Origin of the sequence: Streptomyces collinus, from assembly GCF_031348265.1 — a bacterium.
Lineage (GTDB): Bacteria > Actinomycetota > Actinomycetes > Streptomycetales > Streptomycetaceae > Streptomyces > Streptomyces collinus.
This window is the reverse complement of sequence record NZ_CP133771.1, coordinates 3,801,337-3,821,873: the sequence shown is the minus strand read 5'-3', so window position 1 is coordinate 3,821,873 and position 20,537 is coordinate 3,801,337. Positions and strand designations below refer to the sequence as shown.

At 71.8% G+C, this 20,537-nt stretch carries 20 protein-coding genes and 1 pseudogene; 11 read left to right on the top strand and 10 right to left on the bottom strand.

What is annotated here, in order from left to right:
* Positions 1-25: 25 nt before the first annotated feature.
* Positions 26-418: a nitroreductase/quinone reductase family protein gene (locus RFN52_RS17170; RefSeq protein WP_033312871.1), complete on the bottom strand. Its 393-nt coding sequence runs from the start codon at positions 416-418 to the stop codon at positions 26-28.
* 99 nt (positions 419-517) lie between these two features.
* Here RFN52_RS17170 and RFN52_RS17165 point away from each other — a divergent pair, with 99 nt between their 5' ends.
* Positions 518-1,342 (top strand): endonuclease/exonuclease/phosphatase family protein, encoded by an 825-nt coding sequence (locus RFN52_RS17165; protein ID WP_184847484.1) that lies wholly within the window; start codon positions 518-520, stop codon positions 1,340-1,342.
* Here the strand turns inward: RFN52_RS17165 and RFN52_RS17160 are convergent.
* Complete coding sequence (locus RFN52_RS17160) at positions 1,339-2,847, bottom strand: CehA/McbA family metallohydrolase (protein ID WP_184847482.1); 1,509 nt, start codon at positions 2,845-2,847, stop codon at positions 1,339-1,341. The genes RFN52_RS17165 and RFN52_RS17160 overlap by 4 nt on opposite strands.
* Before the next feature lie 175 nt (positions 2,848-3,022).
* On the opposite strand from RFN52_RS17160, the gene RFN52_RS17155 reads away from it, so the two are divergent.
* The 3 genes from RFN52_RS17155 (at position 3,023) to RFN52_RS17145 (ending at position 6,781) form a co-directional block, all read left to right on the top strand.
* Entirely contained in the window at positions 3,023-3,868 is an 846-nt protein-coding gene (locus tag RFN52_RS17155) for an LLM class F420-dependent oxidoreductase (RefSeq protein ID WP_184847480.1), read from the top strand.
* Between the two features lie 73 nt (positions 3,869-3,941).
* Complete coding sequence (locus tag RFN52_RS17150) at positions 3,942-4,151, top strand: hypothetical protein (protein ID WP_229856731.1); 210 nt, start codon at positions 3,942-3,944, stop codon at positions 4,149-4,151.
* Between the two features lie 44 nt (positions 4,152-4,195).
* Complete coding sequence (locus tag RFN52_RS17145) at positions 4,196-6,781, top strand: bifunctional FO biosynthesis protein CofGH (RefSeq protein ID WP_184847478.1); 2,586 nt, start codon at positions 4,196-4,198, stop codon at positions 6,779-6,781.
* A 4-nt stretch (positions 6,782-6,785) separates the two neighbouring features.
* Here the strand turns inward: RFN52_RS17145 and RFN52_RS17140 are convergent, their stop codons facing one another.
* Positions 6,786-8,195 carry a hypothetical protein gene (locus tag RFN52_RS17140; RefSeq protein WP_184847476.1) on the bottom strand — a complete coding sequence of 470 codons (1,410 nt, stop codon included), beginning with the start codon at positions 8,193-8,195 and terminating at the stop codon, positions 6,786-6,788.
* Positions 8,196-8,213: 18 nt separating this feature from the next.
* A complete protein-coding gene (locus RFN52_RS17135) occupies positions 8,214-8,684 on the bottom strand; it encodes a GtrA family protein (RefSeq protein ID WP_184847474.1) in 471 nt (156 codons plus the stop codon).
* Between the two features lie 149 nt (positions 8,685-8,833).
* Here RFN52_RS17135 and RFN52_RS17130 point away from each other — a divergent pair, with 149 nt between their 5' ends.
* Complete coding sequence (locus tag RFN52_RS17130; RefSeq protein ID WP_184847472.1) at positions 8,834-9,835, top strand: glycosyltransferase family 2 protein; 1,002 nt, start codon at positions 8,834-8,836, stop codon at positions 9,833-9,835.
* 85 nt (positions 9,836-9,920) lie between these two features.
* On the top strand, positions 9,921-10,475 hold the full coding sequence (locus RFN52_RS17125; protein WP_184847471.1) for a hypothetical protein: 555 nt from the start codon (positions 9,921-9,923) through the stop codon (positions 10,473-10,475).
* Positions 10,476-10,584: 109 nt separating this feature from the next.
* Here the strand turns inward: RFN52_RS17125 and RFN52_RS17120 are convergent, their stop codons facing one another.
* Positions 10,585-11,496 (bottom strand): alpha/beta fold hydrolase, encoded by a 912-nt coding sequence (locus RFN52_RS17120; RefSeq protein WP_184847469.1) that lies wholly within the window; start codon positions 11,494-11,496, stop codon positions 10,585-10,587.
* 113 nt (positions 11,497-11,609) lie between these two features.
* Here RFN52_RS17120 and RFN52_RS17115 point away from each other — a divergent pair, with 113 nt between their 5' ends.
* Together RFN52_RS17115 and RFN52_RS17110 are read left to right on the top strand one after the other, a co-directional pair.
* Positions 11,610-12,230 (top strand): TetR/AcrR family transcriptional regulator, encoded by a 621-nt coding sequence (locus RFN52_RS17115; protein ID WP_184847467.1) that lies wholly within the window; start codon positions 11,610-11,612, stop codon positions 12,228-12,230.
* Positions 12,227-12,775 carry a GNAT family N-acetyltransferase gene (locus tag RFN52_RS17110; protein ID WP_184847465.1) on the top strand — a complete coding sequence of 183 codons (549 nt, stop codon included), beginning with the start codon at positions 12,227-12,229 and terminating at the stop codon, positions 12,773-12,775. The genes RFN52_RS17115 and RFN52_RS17110 overlap by 4 nt, the downstream gene beginning before the upstream one ends.
* A gap of 19 nt (positions 12,776-12,794) precedes the next feature.
* Here RFN52_RS17110 and RFN52_RS17105 read toward each other — a convergent pair whose 3' ends face one another.
* Complete coding sequence (locus RFN52_RS17105; protein ID WP_184847463.1) at positions 12,795-13,313, bottom strand: DUF2165 domain-containing protein; 519 nt, start codon at positions 13,311-13,313, stop codon at positions 12,795-12,797.
* 45 nt (positions 13,314-13,358) lie between these two features.
* Positions 13,359-13,601 carry a DUF397 domain-containing protein gene (locus RFN52_RS40070; RefSeq protein WP_184847462.1) on the bottom strand — a complete coding sequence of 81 codons (243 nt, stop codon included), beginning with the start codon at positions 13,599-13,601 and terminating at the stop codon, positions 13,359-13,361.
* Positions 13,602-13,705: 104 nt separating this feature from the next.
* On the opposite strand from RFN52_RS40070, the gene RFN52_RS17095 reads away from it, so the two are divergent.
* The gene (locus tag RFN52_RS17095) at positions 13,706-14,314 is read left to right on the top strand and encodes a hypothetical protein (RefSeq protein WP_184847460.1); all 609 of its coding nucleotides are present in this window, start codon (positions 13,706-13,708) and stop codon (positions 14,312-14,314) included.
* Positions 14,315-14,343: 29 nt separating this feature from the next.
* Here the strand turns inward: RFN52_RS17095 and RFN52_RS17090 are convergent, their stop codons facing one another.
* Positions 14,344-15,183, bottom strand: a complete 840-nt coding sequence (locus tag RFN52_RS17090; protein ID WP_184847458.1) for a hypothetical protein — start codon at positions 15,181-15,183, stop codon at positions 14,344-14,346.
* A gap of 85 nt (positions 15,184-15,268) precedes the next feature.
* On the opposite strand from RFN52_RS17090, the gene RFN52_RS17085 reads away from it, so the two are divergent.
* Both RFN52_RS17085 and RFN52_RS17080 read left to right on the top strand, forming a co-directional pair.
* Complete coding sequence (locus RFN52_RS17085) at positions 15,269-16,054, top strand: SDR family oxidoreductase (RefSeq protein ID WP_184847456.1); 786 nt, start codon at positions 15,269-15,271, stop codon at positions 16,052-16,054.
* A 172-nt stretch (positions 16,055-16,226) separates the two neighbouring features.
* A complete protein-coding gene (locus RFN52_RS17080) occupies positions 16,227-17,801 on the top strand; it encodes a sodium:solute symporter family protein (RefSeq protein WP_184847455.1) in 1,575 nt (524 codons plus the stop codon).
* A gap of 63 nt (positions 17,802-17,864) precedes the next feature.
* Here the strand turns inward: RFN52_RS17080 and RFN52_RS17075 are convergent, their stop codons facing one another.
* Complete coding sequence (locus tag RFN52_RS17075; protein WP_184853924.1) at positions 17,865-19,163, bottom strand: phytase; 1,299 nt, start codon at positions 19,161-19,163, stop codon at positions 17,865-17,867.
* Between the two features lie 171 nt (positions 19,164-19,334).
* Positions 19,335-20,455: pseudogene (locus RFN52_RS17070) on the bottom strand (ADP-ribosylglycohydrolase family protein).
* Between the last annotated feature and the right edge of the window lie 82 nt (positions 20,456-20,537).

Here is a 20,537-nt window from a genome sequence, read left to right as displayed (position 1 = left end):
CGGGTCCTCACAGTGAAAGGACCCTTCAGCCGTCCAGGTCCACCCGAACCGTCAGCAGGTTCGTCCCGAGCGCCCGCACCCCCAGGCTGTTGACCCGGGGCAGCCCCCGCAGCCGCGCCACCGGGTCGTCCTGCGGCATCAGATGGGCGGTGCCCTCGTGCCAGCGCCCGCGGATCCGTACCCGCACCCGCGGATCCGCCTTGATGTTGCGCACGTACTGCGAGCGTTCGCCGAACTCCGACACCAGCCAGAAGGAGCCGCCGACGCGGCGCCCGCCCACCGGCGTCCGGCGGGGCTGCCCCGAGACGCGGCCCGTCGTCTCCAGGACCGTCTGGAGGGGCAGGCGGCGCAGGAGCGGGTTGAGGCGGCGCTGGACGGCGGTGGTCGCGCGGAACCTCAGGTCGGTGCGGCGGGACATCGGCTGCGGGTCTCCTTCGCACGAAGCGCTCACGGTTTCCGCAAGGGATCCTGCTTCAATGATCCCCCACGCGGCAACGAGGAGAGCGGGTGGCTGCGGATGCGGATCGTGACCTGGAATGTGTGGTGGCGCTTCGGGCCGTGGCAGACACGGCAGAAGGCGATCCTCACGGCTCTGCGGGAGCTGCGGCCCGACGTCGTCGGACTACAGGAGGTGTGGGCGGCCGGCGGCGAGAACCTCGCCGAGTGGCTCGCCGGTGAGCTGGGCCTGCACTGCGCCTGGGGCGCCTCGCCCGCCCCCGAGCGCTGGCAGCGGCGGATCGGGGACCCCACCGTCGGCATAGGCAACGCCGTGCTCAGCAGATGGCCGGTCCTCGACCAGGACGTGCTGCCGCTGCCCGCCCCGGCCGACACGGACGACGGCCGCCTCGCCCTCTACGCCCGGCTGGCCGCCCCCGGTCACGAAGTCCCCTTCTTCACCGCCCACTTCACCTCCGTCCCGGCCGCCTCGGCGGTCCGCTGCGACCAGGCCGCCGCGCTCGCCGCCTTCGTCGCCCGGCACCGCGGCGACACCCTCTTCCCGCCCGTCGTCACCGGCGACCTCAACGCCTGGCCCGACTCCGACGAGGTCCGCCTCCTCGGCGGCTACAAGACCGCCCCGGCCGTGCCCGGCCAGGTCCTCCTCGACGCGTGGGAGTACGCCGCCCCGGCCGCCCCCGCCGCCACCTGGGACACGGCCAATCCGTACGTGGCACGCACCCTGGAGCCCAGCGCGCGCATCGACTACATCCACGTGGGCCCGCCCGGCCCCGGCGGACTCGGCCACGTCCGGGCCGTACGGCGGGCCTGCGACGGCCCGGTCGACGGGGTGTGGCCCTCCGACCACGCGGCGGTCGTCGCGGACCTGCGGACCGACACCGCCTAGTCGCGCCCCAGGAAGACCGGGTTGGTGAACGCCGCCAGCGGGCCGGGGAGCGGCCCCGCCGCCGCCTCGTGGCGCAGTTCGGCCCGGACGTACGCCGCGTACGACGGTGTCGTCCGCCACTCGACGACGCCCGATCCGGCCACCGGCAGCGGGGCGCCGGTGTGGACGACGCCCTGGTCGGTGACGAGGCGGACCGTGCAGCGCGGGGCGCCGGTGACCTCCAGGCGGACGGTGACGGGGGTGTCGCGGCCGACCGTGAGCCGCTCGCCGATGCCCGCGTGCTCGCCGCGTCCGCCGGACGCCCGCAGCGACAGCGTGACCCTCGCGGACTCGGCGACGTAGGAGCGTCCCGCCCGGATGCCCTCCTGGACGGCCTCCCGGGTCAGGTCGTCGGCCAGGACGACCGTCTGGGGGCTGCCCACCGCGTCCGGGGAGCGGTGCGCGTCGCTGCTGCCCATGGCCGGGATCCAGTCCCGCCCGTCCCGCACGGACGCCACCAGCATGCTGTCCCAGTCGGCCAGCGCCACCTCGTCGTCGGGCGTGTAGGGGCCGTTCCACACCTCGACCGCGTCGGCCTCGCCGAAGCCGAACTTCCAGTTGCAGCCGATGCAGGTGGCGTGCGGGTGGGCCGGGACGACCAGGCCGCCGGCCCGCCGGATCTGCCGGGCGAACCGGCCGAAGCGGTTGTCGCGGGCCCGGTAGCGCCAGTCGACGAAGGTGCCCGGGTCGGTGCCGAGCGCGACCACGTGCCCGTTCCGGGTCGTGACCTCCTCGCCCAGCATGACCAGCAGGTCGTCCCCGGCCACGTCCGCCCAGTGCGCGTGCGCCGAGTGCGTGTTGTGCTCGGAGGAGTTGATGAAGTCCAGGCCCGCGGCCCGGGCCAGTTCCCCGATCTCGGCGGGGGTGCGGCGGCCGTCGGAGTGCCAGGAGTGCAGATGGCAGTCGCCCCGGTACCAGGCCCGCCCCCGCCCCTTGGCCCGCTCCGGCGGATACACCGGCCGCACGGCCTCGCCCGGCGCCCCGTACGTCAGCGTGATCGTGATCTCGTACGACAGGCCCTGCGGGGCGACCGTGTACGGGCCGAGCGCGATGTGCCAGGTGCCCTCGCGCACCGGGCCGGGAAGGTAGCCGGGCGTCGCGTCGTCCGCGCGGAGGAAGAACTCCGTGCGCGCCCCGCCCGACCAGCCCCGGAAGCCCCGGCCGCCCAGCTCGGTGCCACGGTCGTCGAAGACGCCGATGTCGAGGGCGTTGCCGAGCGTCCCGGCCGGGACGGCCGGCCGGTCGTAGGTGTAGGCGACCTTCAGCTCCCGGACCCCGGCCGGGACCTCGACGGGCACGTACACGAAGTCCGGGGAGCCGGGCGGCAGCGTGCCGCGCACGGTCCTGCTCTCCTGGTCCCCGTCGCCCGCTGAAGCGAAGCTCACGCTTCCCACCGTAAGCGCGGCCGCCGCTCCCGTCACGAACAGAGCGCGCCGGCCGAGCCCGCCGTGGCTGTCCTCGCACATGCTGCTGCTCCCCAGGTGTCGTCGGTGACAAGGCATGGGTGGTGCGGGGGTGGTGCGTGCACCCCTTGTATTCAGTCGCGAACTTGTGCGCAAGGGAGGGGAATCGGACGACAGCCGATGGGAAGTCCGACCGGTCGGTATGGACAGTTCGCCCTCTTTCGGGTAGAGAGAGGTCATGCGCATCGCCGTGACGATCTTCCTCACCGACGAGACGATCACTCCGACCCGGCTGGCCCGGGAGCTGGAGGACCGCGGATTCGCCGGGTTGTACCTGCCCGAGCACACCCACATCCCCGTGGAGCGGGCCACGCCGTACCCGGCGGGCGGTGAGCTGCCGCCCGAGTACGGCCGCACCCTCGACCCGTTCGTGGCCCTCGGCCAGGCCGCCGCCGTCACCGAGCGGCTCGGGCTCGGCACGGGCATCACGCTCGTCGCCCAGCACGACCCGATCGACCTGGCCAAGCAGGTCGCGACCCTCGACCATCTCTCCGGCGGCCGGTTCACGCTCGGGCTCGGCTTCGGCTGGAACGTCGAGGAGGCCGCAGATCATGGCGTGCGGTGGAGCAGCCGGCGTGAGCTGGTCCGGGACCGGATGGCGCTGATGCGGGCCCTGTGGTCGGAGGAGCCGGTCGCGTACGACGGGGAGTTCGGGGGTGTCCGGGCCAGTCACGCGTATCCGAAGCCCGTGCAGAAGCCGCGCGGTCCGGTCGTGGGCCCGCGCACGCTCGTCGGCGGGGCCGCCGGACCCAAGCTGTTCGCGCACATCAGCGAGTACGCCGACGGCTGGCTGCCGATCGGCGGGCGTGGTCTCGGCGAGGCACTGCCCGTCCTGCGGGCCGTCTGGGCCGATGCCGGCCGCGACCCCCAGGCCCTCCAGGTCGTCCCCTACGCCGTCCACCCGAGCCCGGGCAAGCTTGCCCACTACGCCGACCTCGGCATCGAGGAGGTCGTGGCGCAGCTGCCTCCGGCGGGGGAGGCGGAGGTGCTGAAGACACTGGACGGCCTCGCCGCCCTTCTCTGACAACTCCCCTGCTGGGCAGATCGGTTGGCTCCCTCTACTAAACTACCGGTCAGTTCGCCACGGGGGAGAGAACATGATGAGGCTCAGCTGGCTTTCCTGGCTCCTGCGCCATTTCACCGAGTACGGCTACAGCCAGGGGCTGCTGCGTGCCGCGATCGGCACGACGGCCGTGCTGGTGACCGCCGCGCTGGTCTGGTTCACCCTGCACCGCAACAGACCGGCCGCCGTCGCCGCTGCCGGCCTCATCTCGGCCCTGGGCATCGGGTGGCTGGCGTTCCACTGACAGGGCTGCCCCGAGCCTGATCAGCGCACTCGTATGCTCGAAGGATGACGACTTCCGCGACCTCCGGAACCGGACCCACCGACAACTCCATGCGTCGCGCCCTGAAACGGGCCAGGGACGGTGTCTCGCTCGACGTCGCCGAGGCGGCGGTGCTGCTCCAGGCCCGGGGTGAGCAGCTGGAGGACCTGTCGGCCTCGGCCGCCCGGGTCCGGGACGCGGGCCTGGCGGCGGCCGGGCGGCCCGGCGTCATCACGTACTCCAAGTCCGTCTTCATCCCGCTGACCCGGCTGTGCCGGGACAAGTGCCACTACTGCACGTTCGTCACCGTCCCCGGCAAGCTGCGCCGGGACGGGCACGGGATGTTCATGTCGCCGGACGAGGTGCTGGACATCGCCCGCAAGGGCGCCGCCCTCGGCTGCAAGGAAGCCCTCATCACCCTCGGTGACAAGCCCGAGGACCGCTGGCCGGAGGCGCGCGAGTGGCTCGACGCGCACGGCTACGACGACACCCTCGCCTACGTCCGGGCCGTCTCCATCCGCATCCTGGAGGAGACGGGCCTGCTGCCGCACCTCAATCCGGGCGTCATGAGCTGGACGGACTTCCAGCGCCTCAAGCCCGTCGCGCCCAGCATGGGCATGATGCTGGAGACCACCGCGACCCGCCTCTGGTCGGAGCCGGGCGGTCCTCACCACGGATCCCCCGACAAGGAACCGGCCGTGCGTCTGCGGGTGCTGGAGGACGCCGGGCGGTCCTCCGTGCCCTTCACCTCGGGCGTCCTCATAGGCATCGGCGAGACCTACGAGGAGCGCGCCGAGTCGCTGTTCGCACTGCGGAAGGTGTCGCGGGCGTACCACGGCGTCCAAGAGCTGATCATCCAGAACTTCCGCGCCAAGCCGGACACCGCCATGCGCGGCATGCCCGACGCGGAACTGGACGAACTGGTCGCCACGGTGGCCGTCGCCCGGCTCCTCATGGGCCCGAGCGGCAACATCCAGGCCCCGCCCAACCTCGTCGACGACGAGTACGAGCGGCTGATCGGCGCCGGCATCGACGACTGGGGCGGGGTCTCCCCGCTCACCATCGACCACGTCAACCCCGAGCGCCCCTGGCCGCAGATCGAGCAGCTCGCCGAGAAGTCCCGCGCCGCCGGTTTCGAGCTGCGCGAACGCCTCTGCGTCTACCCGGAGTTCGTGCGCCGCGGCGAGCCCTGGCTGGACCCGCGGCTGCGCCCGCACGTGGCCGCCCTGGCCGACCCGGAGACCGGCCTGGCCCGCCCCGAGGCCCTCCCGCGGGGCCTGCCCTGGCAGGAGCCGGAGGAGGTCTTCGTCGCGTCGGGCCGTACCGATCTGCACACCTCCATCGACACGGACGGCCGCAGCTCCGACCGCCGGGACGACTTCGACGAGGTGTACGGCGACTGGGGAGCCCTGCGCGAGGCCGCCGCCCCGGGCATGGCACCCGAGCGCATCGACACCGACGTGCGCGAGGCCCTGCGCACGGCCGCCGACGACCCGACGAAGCTCACCGACGACGAGGCCCTCGCCCTGCTGCACGCGGACGGCCCGGCGCTGGACGCGCTCGCCCAGGTCGCCGACGACGTACGCAAGTCGGCCGTCGGTGACGACGTCACCTACATCGTCACGCGGAACATCAACTTCACCAACGTCTGCTACACCGGCTGCCGCTTCTGCGCCTTCGCCCAGCGCCGCACGGACGCCGACGCCTACACCCTCTCCCTGGACCAGGTCGCCGACCGGGCCCAGCAGGCCTGGGACGTCGGCGCGGTGGAGGTCTGCATGCAGGGCGGCATCCACCCCGACCTGCCCGGCACGGCCTACTTCGACATCGCGCGGGCCGTGAAGGAACGCGTCCCGGGCATGCATGTGCACGCCTTCTCGCCGATGGAGGTCGTCAACGGCGCGACCCGTACGGGCCTCTCGGTCCGCGAGTGGCTGGCCGCCGCCAAGGAGGCCGGCCTGGACACCATCCCCGGGACGGCCGCCGAGATCCTCGACGACGAGGTCCGCTGGATCCTCACCAAGGGCAAACTGCCCGCCGCCGACTGGATCGACGTCGTGACGACGGCCCACGAGCTGGGCATCCGCTCGTCCTCGACGATGATGTACGGCCATGTCGACCAGCCCCGGCACTGGCTCGGGCACCTGCGCACCCTCGCGGGCATCCAGCAGCGCACGGGCGGCTTCACCGAGTTCGTGACGCTGCCGTTCGTGCACACCAACGCGCCGGTGTACCTGGCGGGGATCGCCCGCCCGGGCCCGACCATGCGGGACAACCGGGCGGTCACGGCCATGGCCCGGCTGCTGCTGCACCCGTACATCCCCAACATCCAGACCAGCTGGGTGAAGCTGGGCACGGAGGGCGCGGCCGAGATGCTCCGCTCGGGCGCGAACGACGTCGGCGGGACCCTCATGGAGGAGACCATCTCCCGCATGGCGGGCTCGTCGTACGGGTCGTACAAGTCGGTGAAGGACCTCATCGCGGTGGCGGAGGCCGCGGGCCGTCCGGCCCGGGCCCGCACCACCCTGTACGGGGACGTCCCCGAGGAGCGGCAGCGGGCGGCGGCCGCGTCGGACGGGCATCTGCCCCAGCTGCTGCCGGTGCTGGACTGACGCGCTACTGGCCCCCGGCGTCCGCCGGCTGATGCACCGGCAGGGTGCGGCCGGCCGTGGCGCCGGGGGCCGCAGGGGGCGGTGCGGTCCTGCCGCGGCCGAGCCAGAGCAGCAGCAGGCCGAGGGTGCAGGCGAGTGCGGGCCAGTAGACGTAACGGAAGTCCGTCGCGGGCATGATCGGCAGGTAGCCGAGGATGTAGGCCGCCGAGCTGATGCCCAGCGCCCGCACGGGCAGGGCGAACAGGCCCCGGCCGGGGCGGACGGCCAGGACCAGCGCGACGGTGAGCCAGAACCAGCCGCGGAACAGCCAGGGCAGGTCCTCGATCATGCCCTTGACGTATGTGCCGAGCGCGTCCTCCAGCCGGGGGTGCGCCACCTCGATGCCCAGGTCGTTGCGGGTGATCCCCGCCTTGTACGCGTAGTCGGTCTCGAACAGCAGGGTCGTGAAGAGCAGCAGGCGGTACTGGAGATAGCCCGGCACATGCCCGCCCATCTCGCGCAGCCACAGCGATGTGATGGCGCCGGAGTCCCCGCGCAGCCCGTCGGCCGGGCGCTGGTAGCAGGCCCAGTAGGCGTCCGAGAGGGCGCCGGTCCGCTCGCACTCCCGGGCGGAGTCCACGAGCCGGTCCCGCAGGGCGGGCGGCACATCCGCCGACCGCAGCTCCTCCACGCTCAGCACGTGCACGAGGTCGTCGAGCATGATCTGGGCGCCCTGCTTGGTCTGGAGCGGCGCGGCGAACAGGGAGATGGCGGCGGCGGGCACGGCGAGCGCCGCCAGGAGGGCCGCCGTGCACGTCACCCACGTACGGCGTCCGGGCCTGCCCCACAGGGCGAGGACCAGCATGACGAAGACGGGGACCGCGGCCACGACGGCGTTCTTGCGCACCAGGATCGCGTAGGCGAGGAACAGCACGCCCAGCCAGAGCAGGCCCCAGCGCAGGGCCGGGCGAGGCGCGCTGTCCCGCAGCAGCAGGCCCGTGAAGGCGACCGCGCACGCGGCGAGCAGCGCGAACGCCGCGTGCACGTCCTTCCACACCACCCCGGCGAAGTTCAGCACGAAGGGCGCGAGCCCCACGCCGAGCACGGCGAGTGACCCGCCGCGGCTCCGGGTCAGCTCCCACACGCACCGGGCCAGCACCCACAGCGCGCCCCAGAGGACGGCGGACTGGAGGACGAGCATCGACGTGACCGACCCGGTCAGGGCGATGAGTGCCCGCCACACCAGGCTCAGCACCGGCGGATGCCAGTCGGTCAGGGGTGCCTTGCCCTGGGCCTGCCGGAGCTGGTCGAGACTGTCGGGACTCAGGAACCCGGGGGCGAAGACGAGGACCGTGGCCAGGCAGCAGAGCGCGGCGACGGCGGCCAGACCCCAGACCCAGCGCTGTGTACGCGCCACCAGTGGCTTTTGTCCCATATGCCGGATGTTAGCGGCTCAGGATGCGACGAAGACGTAGCGCCGGTAGGCGTAGAAGCGGAACAGGGTCGCGAGGATCCAGCCGAGGATGCGGGCGGTGTTGTCGCTGAGCGGAGAGTCCAGTCCGAGCAGGTGCCGGGAGGCGAAGACCGTGCCCGCGGTGATGGCGAGCCCGACCCCGTTCGCCACGAGGAACAGCACGAGCTCGTGGGTCACCTTGTCGCGGTGCCGGCCGCGGTAGGTCCAGTAGCGGTTCCCGACCCAGCTGAAGAGCGCGGCCGCGGTCGTCGCGATGACGGACGCCTGCACGGGAGTGGTCCGCATCACCCCGCCCTCCGCGCCGCCGGGCAGGCCGAAGACGAGCAGGTTGTAGCCGCCGTTGTCGACGACGAAGGCCAGGGCCCCGACGACGCCGAACTTGGCGGCCTCGCGCCAGATGCCCTTGATGGCGTCACGCGCACGCAGCGTCACAGAGTCGAGGACCGGCACACGGCGAGCGTAACGACCCGGCGTGCCCCATCCGGTCAGGCGCGCTCATATCGCACTATGTCCGACTGTGTGAGGTGCTGACTGTACGAGGTGCTGACGGTGTGAGGTGCCGACCGTGTGAGGAACCGGCCGGGTGAGCCGAGTGAGGAGTGGTCGTGGAACCGACGATCGCGTGTGTCGTGCCGTGCCACAACGAGGAGGCGGCCGTCGGCAAGGTGGTGCGCGACCTGCGCGCGGCCCTCCCCGAGGCCGTCGTCTACGTGTACGACAACGCCTCCACCGACCGCACCGTGGAGGTCGCCCGGGAGGCCGGCGCGATCGTCCGTCGGGAGACCCGCAAGGGCAAGGGCAACGTCATCCGCCGCGCCTTCGCCGACGTCGACGCCGACGCGCTGCTCATCATCGACGGCGACGACACCTACGACGCCTCCCGCGCCCGCGACCTGGTGGACCTGCTCTTCGAAGGCCCCTACGACCAGGTCGTCGGCGCCCGCCGGGTGACGGTCGACGGGGCCTACCGGGCCGGGCACGCGGTCGGCAACAAACTGCTCACCGGGGCCGTGCGCTCCCTGTTCGGCAACGACGTGACCGACATGCTCAGCGGCTACCGGGTCTTCTCGCGGCGCTTCGTGAAGTCCTTCCCCGCGCTCGCCCGCGAGTTCGAGACCGAGACCGAGATGACCATCCACGCGCTGCACCTGCGGCTGCCCACCGCGGAGGTCCTGACGGACTACCGGGTCCGGCCCGCCGGCGGCGAGAGCAAGCTGCGCACCTACCGGGACGGCTGGCGCATCCTGCGGGTCATCCTCGACCTGGCGCGGCGCGAACGCCCCTCGCTGGTCCACACCGTCCTCGCGGGCGTCCTCGCCCTGGTCTCCCTCATCCTCGGCATCCCCGTCATCGCCGACTTCATCGAGACGGGCACCGTGCCCCGGGTCCCCACGGCGATCCTCGCCGCCGCGATCATGACCATCGCGGCGCTCGTGCTGCTCGTGGGCTACATCCTCGAATCGCTCATGCACATGCGCCAGGAGCAGACCCGCCTGGTGCACCTCTCCTACCCGGCCCCGGTGCGTACCCCGCGCTACACCGCCCGCGGCGCCGGCACGGGCCCGGTCCCGGTCCGCAAGACCGCCCGGGACACCCCCTGAGGGAGCCGAGGGGCCGCGGGTGCGCAGTACGATGATCGGAACCCCGTTTCGAAGCGGGGTCCCGTGACTGAGGAGATGCGTGCCGGTGCCTGCCCGACTTCCTTCGTGGGCCTGGGTGACCGGGCTGACCGTGGGAGCGATAGCCGCGGTGACGGTCCTGGGCGTACAGGCGGACCGGGGCTCCCACCCCACCGCCGCCTCGGCCAAGCCGAGCAGCACGGCCTCGGCGCAGCCCACCCCCACGGCGTCGGCCCCGGCGCGGGTGCCCGACGGCTCCGGCACCGGCCGGCGCGTCGTCTACTCCCTCAGCGAGAAGCGGGTGTGGCTCGTCGACGCGAGCGAGGCGACCCGCCGCACGTTCACCGTCTGGCCGGGCTCGGTCGGCCCCGACCCGGGCACCTACACCGTGTCGTCGCGCAATGCGGCCACGACCGGCTCGGACGGCGTCCAGATCGAGCACATCATGTACTTCGCCGCGAAGGAGGGGGTGTCCGTCGCCTTCTCCAACGCGGTCGACGGAGCCTCACCGCCGCCCGCCGCCTCCGGCACCAAGACGGGCGGAGTCAGGATGCGGAAGGCGGACGGCACGGCACTGTGGGCGTTCGGCACGGTCGGCACGACCGTGACCGTGGTCAAGTGACGTGCACCTCGGGCTGAGGCCCGAGGAATCCGGCCTTCTCGATCGTTGCCCTGCCCTCCCCCGAGCTCTCGACCACGGCGCCGTCCGGGCTCGTCGGCGTGGGCGGTTGTCAGTCGACGGAGGCCATGAAGTCCAGCATCCTGCGGTTGATCTCCTCCGCGTGGTCGATCTGCGGCCCGTGGCCCGTGCTGGAGATGATCTCGGCCCGGGCGCCGGGGATCAGGCGCGGCACGCGCTCCGCCTGCCGCTGCGGGTGCACGAGAAGGCTCCGCTTGCCGAGCACCAGATAGAGCGGCGTCCGGATGGTTGACAGCTCCTCCTCGGACAGGGGCAGCGGCGCCGGGCGACGTATGCGGTAGGCGCGGACCGCCGTTCGGATCATCGCGCGCAGTTCCGGCACGACGAGGACCGGCTGTTCGAGCCAGGCGGCCAGTCGCGGGCGGAGCGCCTTGGGCGCGAAGGTCGCGAAGAGGCTGGCGAAGATCCAGACGAAGAAGCGCAGTCCTACTTTCTCCAGGCCGCCGGGGTCGAGCAGGGTGACCGAGGCGAGGCGGCCGGGCCCGCGGTGCGCCTGGTTCAGGGCGAGCCAGCCACCGTAGGAGGAGCCGACGAGGTGGACACGGTCGAGTCCGAGCCCGGCGAGCGTCTCGTCCAGCCACTGCGCAGCCCGTTCGGGCTGGTGGATGGGTTCGCGCTGGACGCTGCGGCCGGGATCGCCCGGGGTGTCGATCGCGTAGACCGGGCGGTCCGCGCTGAGGGCGGGGGTGTTCGGGTACCACATGGCGGAGCAGGAGCCCGCTCCGTGTACCAGGACGACGGGGGTGCGGGATCGGCCAGCGTGGTGCGCGGGGCCGTAGCGGTAGACGTGCGTGGTACCGAAGGACGTCTCCACGTCCTCTTCCGAGAGCGGGGACGCCCCCAGTGCGTAGACCGCATCGCAGGCCGTGAAGTAGCGCTCCCGCCAGGCATCGCTCACATAGCGGCCGACATCGGCCCGGGTGCGGGCAGCGGTCTCGGACATGACACCTCCGGCGTTCGGTTTTGTGATACGAACGTACCACGATGTTGGTACAGCTGTATCATCAAAGGGAACCATGAGGGCCGTAGCGGGAACGACGAGCGGAGAACCGGCCGATGCCCAAGCGCGTGGACCACGCAGAACGGCGCACCGAGATCGCCGAGGCCCTCGTACGGGTCGCCGGCCGACGCGGGCTGCATGCCGTCGGGATGCGCGAGGTGGCAGCGGAGGCGGGCGTATCGCTGCGGCTGGTGCAGTACTACTTCCAGACCAAGGAAAAGTTGCTGCTCTTCGGGCTCGAGCTGCTGGCGGAGAGATTCGGGGAGCGGGTCTCCGCCCGGGTACGGGCCGCCGGGGACGGTCCAGGTCCGCGCGCGATGGTCGAGGCGCTGCTGATGGCGGCGCTGCCGACGGACGACGAGAGCCGCACCTTCCACCACCTCTACACGTCCTACGCGGTTCTGGCCGTGAACGACCCGGCGCTCGCAGCCCAGCCCTTCATCAAGAACCCCGACGCCGCAGAGGACGCCCTGACCGAACTCCTCCGGCAGGCGCAGGAAGCGGCACTGCTCGAGCCCGGTGTGGACGCACGGCTGGAGGCAGCCGGCTTGCTTGCCATGTCTGCGGGACTCGGCACCGGCGTCCTCGTAGGCCAGCGCAGCCCGGAGTCCGCGACCACAGTCCTGAGCCACCACCTGGACCGAATCTTCCGCACCGGTGATGCGGTCCTGACATGAGTGACCGGAGTCCGGCAGCCGTGGAACTGAAGACCGCCCGGCTGTTGCTGAGACGCCCCACCACAGCCGATGTCGACGCGATCTTCGCCGTCCACCGTGATCCGGAGACCTGCACCCACAACCCGTCCGATGCGCTCGCCCGGCTCGAGGAAGCGGAGGCGCTCTACCGGCGGTGGGACGACCAGTGGCAGCAGTACGGATACGGGTACTGGGTCGTCCGGCACCACGGCTCCGCTCGGCAGCTGGGATTCTGCGGAATCAAGCCCATGGAACTGCACGGGGCCCCGGTCCTGAACCTCTTCTACCGTTTCGCCACCTCAGCCTGGGGCCAAGGCTTCGCCGGTGAAGCCGCAAGCGCGGTTGCCGCCTGGGCATCCCGTCACCTGCCCGGCCTCCCGCTGATCGCCCGCGTTCGACCGGCCAACGTCGCGTCTCAACGCGTGGCGGTACGCGCCGGGCTCAGCCGAGCACGGCATCTCGACACGGAGGGATATGACGGCTTCGACTGGATCTACATCGCCCGGCACGCGAACAGCGCCGAATGAATTCCGGTAGCGGCAGCGCTCAGTTGGCGGGCGCCTCCGCCCGCGGGGCCGGCAGCTGGTTGACGATCAGCACGACCCCGCTGAACAGGAAGACGCGCGTCGCGGCGTCCAGCCCGTTCCAGTCCTCCGACTGCCACATCGAGAACCACTCGCCGCCGATGCCGATGAACCCGGCCCCGAACAGCAACATCACCATCAGCAGCCCGTACGTGGACATGCGCCGGGCGCGCGGGTCATCGCGTCTGGCCCACAGCCAGCTCCCGTATATGAGGATCAGCGCGGCGACGGTCTCCCAGACGATGATCGCGACGTAGGCGGCGTCCTGCAGCCCCCGGCTCGTGACGGCCCGCCACATCAGGTCCTCGTCCTTGAACGTGGTGTCCATGGCCAGCACGTGCCGGACGAACTGCTGGTTGGTCCCGAAGTCGGTGATGTTCCCGAAGGCGACGAGCGCCATGTACAGCGCGATGGTCGCGGTGAGCAGGGTGGCGGCGAGTGACAGGGTGCCGCGTGGTGTGGAGGGTGTGGAGGTGGCCATGCCGATCATTCTCCCCACGCACGGCCGTCCGGTGTACCCCGCCGGTCAGTGCCCCGCCGTGAACTCCAGGAAATCGGCCCAGACTTCAGCGGCGAATGCCAGCCGGGCACCGTCCTTGTTCTTGGAGTCGCGGATGTGGATGGTGGGGGCGTGCGCCGGGGATATGGCGACCTCGACGCAATCGGGCCCGTCGTTGCTGCTAGGGCGACCGGATCCCCCGGCTCCCGGAGCCGGCCGCGGACGACGCGGAGGCCGGCCGCGGGCTGCGGATCGCCGCGGCGTACGCACAGCGCTGGGGTGTGGTGGAGGCGACGGCCCACGGCAAGACGGTGTGGGCGGAACTGGTCCTGGCGGGCCGGGACTTGCCCGGGCGGGCGGACTAGGGTGATCCGATGGACGTGGGGGCGGTCTTGATTGCCGTGGCCGGTGTGGCGGGGACGCTGGGGGGTGCTCTGCTCACCCAGCGCGGGGCCGAGAAGGCCAAGCGGCGTGAGCTGGAGATGGCGCAGGCGCTCCAGGAGGCGCGCGAGAGCCGTGAGCTGCGGCGCCGGTGCTACTCGGAGCTGCACCGCGACGCACGGCAGTTCAGCACGGCGCTCCGCCGGCATCTGTACGTCATGCGCGACCGTACGCCCGGTGACGAGGACGTCCAGGCGCTGGAATCCGCGAAGGGCGCGTACCGCGACCGCTGGTCCGAGGCGCTGATGATCGCGCCGGATGGCGTGGTCGCCCCCGCGCAAGAGGTGAACCGGGCCCTGAACAAGGTCTACGGGCACGTCAAGCGCCTGGAGCAGGGAAACCCGCGGCCCGGTGAGGACCTGCACGCGGCGGCTGTGGCGCAGCACGGCATCTGGTCCCTCGTGGCGGACATGAGGGACCAGATGCGGCGTGACCTGGGGGTGACCGGGGAGGCCGGGGTGCGGTTGCGGTCCTCCTCCGAGGACGCCGACGCCCTGCTCCGCGACTTCGGGGAGCAGGACCCCGGAACGCGCCCTGCCTGACCGACCCGCCGCCGTGCGGTGCGCCGGCCTCAGCGCAGCCGGTCCACGTACGTGTCCGTCCCCGGCACCGTAGGGATGAACGGGGCAACCAGCTCCACCCTGCCCAGGCCCGACTCCGTCACGGCCACGTCGAGGGCCGTGAAGTGGGGGTCCCAGCACTCCCTCGGGTCGGTCTGGAGGAACCACAGGAGCGTCAGGCGGGTTTCGACGCCCTCGACCTGTTTCACGTAGGTCATGCGGTCGCCCGGGAGGGGCGTCGGGCTGAAGACCGTCACCAGGGCGGCCGGGGAGCCCGCCAGGCGCTTGGGGAGGTGGCGGGTGCGCAGCCACTGGAGGAGCGGGGCGCGCTGCTCGGGGGTGTCCGCCTCGACGACCTGGAGGACCAGGCCCGCGTAGGGGTGGTCGAGGGCGTGGACGTCCCGGGGGCCGGCCGCCCCGTCGCGGTACACCGTCGCCTCGTGGTTCTGGAACGCCGTGAGGACGTGCGTGCGGTCGTGGTAGACGCGGGCGTCCCGGTTGAGGCGCTTGTTGACGGCGACGGTCCAGCGCATGTGGTCGTCGTAGCGGCCGGCGGTGATCCAGTACGTGGAGAGGTAGCAGCCGGCGGTGACGGGCTGGGCGATCGCCGACTTCTCGGGGTAGCGCAGGAGCTGGAGGTCGCGCGTCGCCACCCAGCGGCGGCCCGCCTGCATCCAGGGCATGGCCATCGCGCCGGCGTAGTAGTGGTCGTCCTCGTACCAGCGGTTGTAGGCGTACTCGTGGCCGGGATGCGGCTCGACCATGGTGATGAGGGCGTGCCCGGGGTGGGTGCCGTAGGGGCCGACGGCGGCCAGTTCGGCGTACAGCTCGCTGCGGGTGTCCTCGCTCATGCCCTTCCCCTTCGTCGGAGGCTGACCCATACTCTGACGCTCCGTCAGATATAGCGCCAGGGTTCCGGTCCGGGGAGGTCCTGCCATGTCACTGCTCGCGGGGAAGACGGTCGTCGTGTCGGGGGTCGGGGCCGGGCTCGGACGGCAGGTCGCGGCGGCCGTCGTACGGGACGGCGGGCGGGCCGTGCTCGGGGCCCGTACGGAGGCGAGCCTGGCCAAGACGGCCGCCGAGGTCGATCCCGGCGGGGCGTGTACGGCGTACCGGGCCACGGACATCCGCGACGAGGCGCAGTGCGAGGCGCTGGCGGAGCTGGCGCGGGAGCGGTTCGGCGGGATCGACGCGGTCGTGCACGTGGCCGCGCTCGACGGCTACTTCGGCGGGCTGGAGGACGCCGACTTCGAGTCCTGGCGGTCCGTTATCGACGTGAATCTGCTGGGCACGCTGCGGATGACCCGGGCGTGTCTGCCGTCGCTCAAACAGGGCGGCGGTTCCGTGGTGTTCGTCGGGACGCAGTCGGCGGTGGCGGCCCCGTCGCAGGTGCGGCAGGCGGCGTACGCGGCGTCGAAGGGGGCGCTGACGAGTGCGATGTACTCGCTCGCGCGCGAGCTCGGGCCCCACCGGATCCGGGTCAACACCGTGCTGCCGGGCTGGATGTGGGGGCCGCCGGTGCAGGCGTACGTGCAGTTCGCGGCCCGGTCGGAGGGTGTGTCGGAGGCGGCGGTACTGGGCAGGCTGACGGACCGGATGGCGCTGCCCGCGCTGGCGACGGACGGGGACGTGGCGGACGCGGCGGTGTTCCTCGCGTCGGACCGGGCGCGGGCGATCACGGGGCAGTCGCTGCTGGTGAACGCGGGCGAGCTGATGCGCTGAGGGCGATTTCCAGCCACACCCCGGCCCCTGCGTGGGTTCATGTACATAAACTGAGGTCACCTCAGCGAACTATTTTACGGTCTCTTGACCTTCCCCTTGCTTGCCGTGCGCACGTCACCGAACCCAGAGTTCACATGCCTGACCCTGGCGGCAGCACCGTGGAAGGGGATTCATGAACGGTCTCGACTGGGCCGTGCTCATCGGCTACTTCGCCGTGATGGTCGCGATCGGCGTCTGGTCGCACAAACGCGTCGACAACGTCAGCGACTTCTTCACCGCCGGCGGCAAGATGCCGTGGTGGCTCTCCGGCATCTCGCACCACATGTCGGGCTACAGCGCGGTGATGTTCACCGGGTACGCGGGCATCGCCTACACCTACGGCGTCACCTCCTTCGTCACCTGGTCCTTCCCCATCGCCCTCGGTATCGCCATCGGGTCGAAGCTGTTCGCCCCGCGCATCAACCGGCTGCGCTCCCGGCTCCATGTGGCCTCCCCACTGGAGTACTTGAAGAACCGCTACGACCTCAAGACGCAGCAGGCGCTGGCCTGGTCGGGCATGCTGCTGAAGATCGTGGATGTGGGAGCCAAGTGGGCGGCGATCGCCACGCTGCTGTCCGTCTTCACGGGCATCTCCCTCAACCAGGGCATCCTCATCACCGGCACCATCACCGCCGTCTACTGCACCATCGGCGGCCTCTGGGCGGACGCGCTGACCGAACTCGGCCAGTTCGTCATCCAGTTGCTGGCCGGCATCGCGATGTTCGTCGCGGTCTTCGTGCGCCTCGACGACCACGGCGGCTTCTTCGGCGTCTGGGACTCGCCCGAACTCCAGGGCCACGAGAAGCCCCTGGTCGGCGACTACGGCACGGTGTTCCTGCTCGCGTTCCTCTTCATCAAGCTCTTCGAGTACAACGGCGGCATGCTCAACCAGGCCCAGCGGTACATGGCCACGCCGAACGCCAAGGAGGCCGAGCGGTCGGCCCGCCTCTCGGCGATCCTCTGGCTGGTCTGGCCGCTGGTGCTGTTCTTCCCCATGTGGATGTCGCCGCTGCTGGTCGAGTCGCAGAAGCCCGACGGCTCGGACTCCTACGCCCTGATGACCGAACAGCTCCTGCCGCACGGCCTGCTGGGCCTGGTGATCGTCGGCTTCTTCTCGCACACCATGGCCATGTGCTCCTCGGACGCCAACGCCATCGCGGCGGTGTTCACCCGGGACTGCGCGCCGGTGATCTGGGCGCGGGCCCGGGCCTGGAACCAGAGCCAGGGCCTGCGGGTCGCCCGCATCGCCACGGTCGTCTTCCTCGGCCTGTCCATGGCGGCGGCGACGCAGGTCAACTCCCCAGCCTTCAAGGACATCATCACGGTCGTCATCAAGTGGGTGGCCGGTCTGATGGGCCCGATGGCGATCCCGATGATGCTGGGCCTGCTGCGGGCGTTCCGCCGCTCCGGCCCGACGGCGGCCCTCGTCAGCTGGTCGATGGGCCTGCTCGCCTTCTGGCTGGTGAACTACCCGATCAACTGGAACGTCGAGGGCGGCGTGCCGCTCCAGTACCAGGTGTCGATCCCGCTGGCGGTCTCGCTGGTCCTCTACATCCTCGTCGGCTACATCCGGCCGGAGGACACCCCGGAACGGCTGGCGATCATCGAGAAGATCAACACGGACGGGGACGGGGCCGCCGCGGCCGCCGTTGTGGCGCCGGCGGGCGGTGTCGAGGACACCACCGTGCGTGCGACGGTGAAGGACTAGCTACGCCGCGGCCGTGACGACGATGTGCCCTCCGCCCGAACGGGGCGGAGGGCACACGGCTGTTCAGTCGTCCTCGTGCAGCGCGCCGGTGACCTTGCGCAGGTCGACGAACTTGAAGTCGGTGTTGTCGCGGACCTCTCCGTCCTCGTCCGTCTCGTCCGGTGTGTTGTGCCCGTCCTGCACCACGAGCAGGCCGTTCGGGTAGCGGGAACCGAGGGGGGCGTTCAGTACGGCGGCGCCGTCGCACTCCTCGGAGCCGTCGACGGTCCCGGCCGTGATCCGGAAGCCGCTCTCGTACTCGTTGTCGTCGGAGACCTCGCGGTCGTAGGCGGCGAAGGTGTCGTCGCCCTGGCTGGAGGCGAACAGGTAGCCGTCGCCGTCACCCTCGTCGAGGATCGTCAGGCCCTCGACGTCGGCGGACAGGTGCGTGCCGCCGTAGCCCGGGTCGGCGCCCGCGACGCACTCCTCGGTCGCCTCGTCGTAAGCGGCGGGGACGCCGTACTCCCGGACCTTGTCGATCAGCTTCGGCCTGCCGCCGAGGTCGGCGGGCAGCCGCCAGATGCCGACGTCCTCCTGACCGGCGTAGAGCACCTTGTTGGCCGGGTCCACGACCATGCCCTCGACCTGCGGGAGGTCACCGGGGTCGGTGCAGGGGGTCCAGGACGTGCCATTCGGGAGGGCGAAGGAGGCGGGCAGGTCGTAGGTGCGCACCTGCCGGTAGGTGACCGCTCCGCCGGAGGTCGTCTTCAGCTCCAGCAGGGCGAGCCGGGTGCGGCTGCGCTGGCTGACCACGGCGTAGGAGCGGCCGGTGGCCTTGTCCTTCCAGGCGGCCAGACCGTAGGGGGTGGCCTGCTCGTTGACCTCGTCCTGGGTCGTGGAGAAGACCAGCGGGGCGTTCGGGTCGGTGACGTCGGTCAGCGGCCGGGCGGCACCGGGGTTGATGCGGTAGATCCGCAGGTGGTCGCGGCCGCGGTCGGTGACGACGGCGACGTCGGCGCGGCCGGTCGGCAGCGGGAACCCGGAGATCAGGTCCACGTTGTTGAAGCGGCCCGGCTTGTCGTCGGGGGTGGGGGCGGGCGGCGCCGGGATCGACTGCACCTCCTTGCCGGCGAGGTCGTACACGCGCAGGCCGCCCTCCTTGGCGGTGGCGATCACCAGGCTGGCGTCGGGGTCGGCGGCGTTGCGCCAGATCGCCGGGTCGTCGGCGTCGGCATTGCCGCCGGCATCGTCGCCGTACAGGGCCGGGGTCTCGGTGGTGGCGGTCACCCCCGGGAGCCCTGAGTCGGCGGCCCGGGCCGGGGTGGGCAGAACCGCCATGGCCGCCAGAGCCGCGGCGATCGCGGCCGTCTGTGTCCCGCGCAGGTTGCGCACAGTGCCTCCACGAAGGGGGATGAACGGACGAGCCCGGTGCAGCAGTCGCAGGACGGTGGTCCCGCGCCGGGCCGTGCAGATCCTGTGGACCGAAGGTGACGGGACGACCACTGTACGGTGACGTGCCCATGCCACGGGAGTGAGCAATGGGCAGGGGGCGTCCTACACGCCGCGCGGGTAGCGGGCGAGCCAGCCGGGGGAGGAGCCGGCCGGGCCGTGCAGGGCCGGGCCCTGGGTCATCTCCATGGCGAAGTCGTCGGCGAGTTCCAGGATGGTCGGGCGGCCCTCCAGCTCGGCCAGCCAGGCGGCGGCGGCAGCGCGGTCTCCCCGTGCAGCGCGCCGAGCAGGCCGCCGGTCAGCGCGCCGGTGGCGGCGGACGGGCCGTCGTGGTTCACGGCGAGACACAGCCCGTGCCGGACGTCGGCCGCGACCAGCGCGCAGTACACGGCGGCGGCGACCAGCCCCTCCGCCGTACCCGCGCCGCTCAGCTCGGCCACCCGCTCCGGGCCGGGCATACCCTGCCGCACGGCACCCAGCGCATGCTGCAACGCGTCCGACACCGGCTGGTGCCCGGGCCGGGCGGCCAGCAGCCCGAAGGTCCGCTGCACGGCGGCGTCGAGGCTCTCGCCCAGCGCCAGCGCATGCACGATCACGGCGTACGCGCCCGCCGCCAGGGCGGCCGTGGGATGGCCGTGGGTCTGCGCCGCGCACTCGACGGCGAGCTGGGCGACCAGCTGCGGCTCCCAGCCCACCAGCAACCCGAAGGGGGCCGACCGGGCGGCGGCCTCGGGCCCGGCCTCACCGGGGTTCTTGGGCGCCTCCGGCGTCCCCATGGTCTCGTCGCCGAGCCCCAGCAGCAGCGCGCGGCTGGGTTCCCGCCGCGCGTACAGCCACTCCTCCCGCGCCAGCCACCCGTCTTCCTTGCGGCGTTCGTCGGGCCCCCAGTCACGCTGGGTGGCGGCCCAGCGCAGATACGCCCGGTGCAGATCGGTCGGCGGATGCCAGGCGCCGGTGTCCCGCCTGACCTGGGCCCGGATCAGTCCGTCGACGGAGAACAGGGTGAGCTGGGTGAGGTGCGTGACGGCGCCGCGTCTGCCGAAGGCGGGGGCCAGGTCCACCAGGCCCTCCGCCCCGTGCGCCTCCCGTATCCCGTCGATGGTCAGCCGGTCGACCGGCGTCCCCAGCGCGTCTCCGACGGCCACGCCGAGCAGGGTCCCGCGCACCCGGCTGCGGAAGTCCTGCTGCTCTGTACGGCCCCAGACGGCGCCGGCAGTCGCACCCACCTAGACCTCCCCAGGGCACCGTCCATACGTACGACAGCTCAGCACTGTAATCGAACGGGAAAGGCGGGTCAGAGGGGTGCGG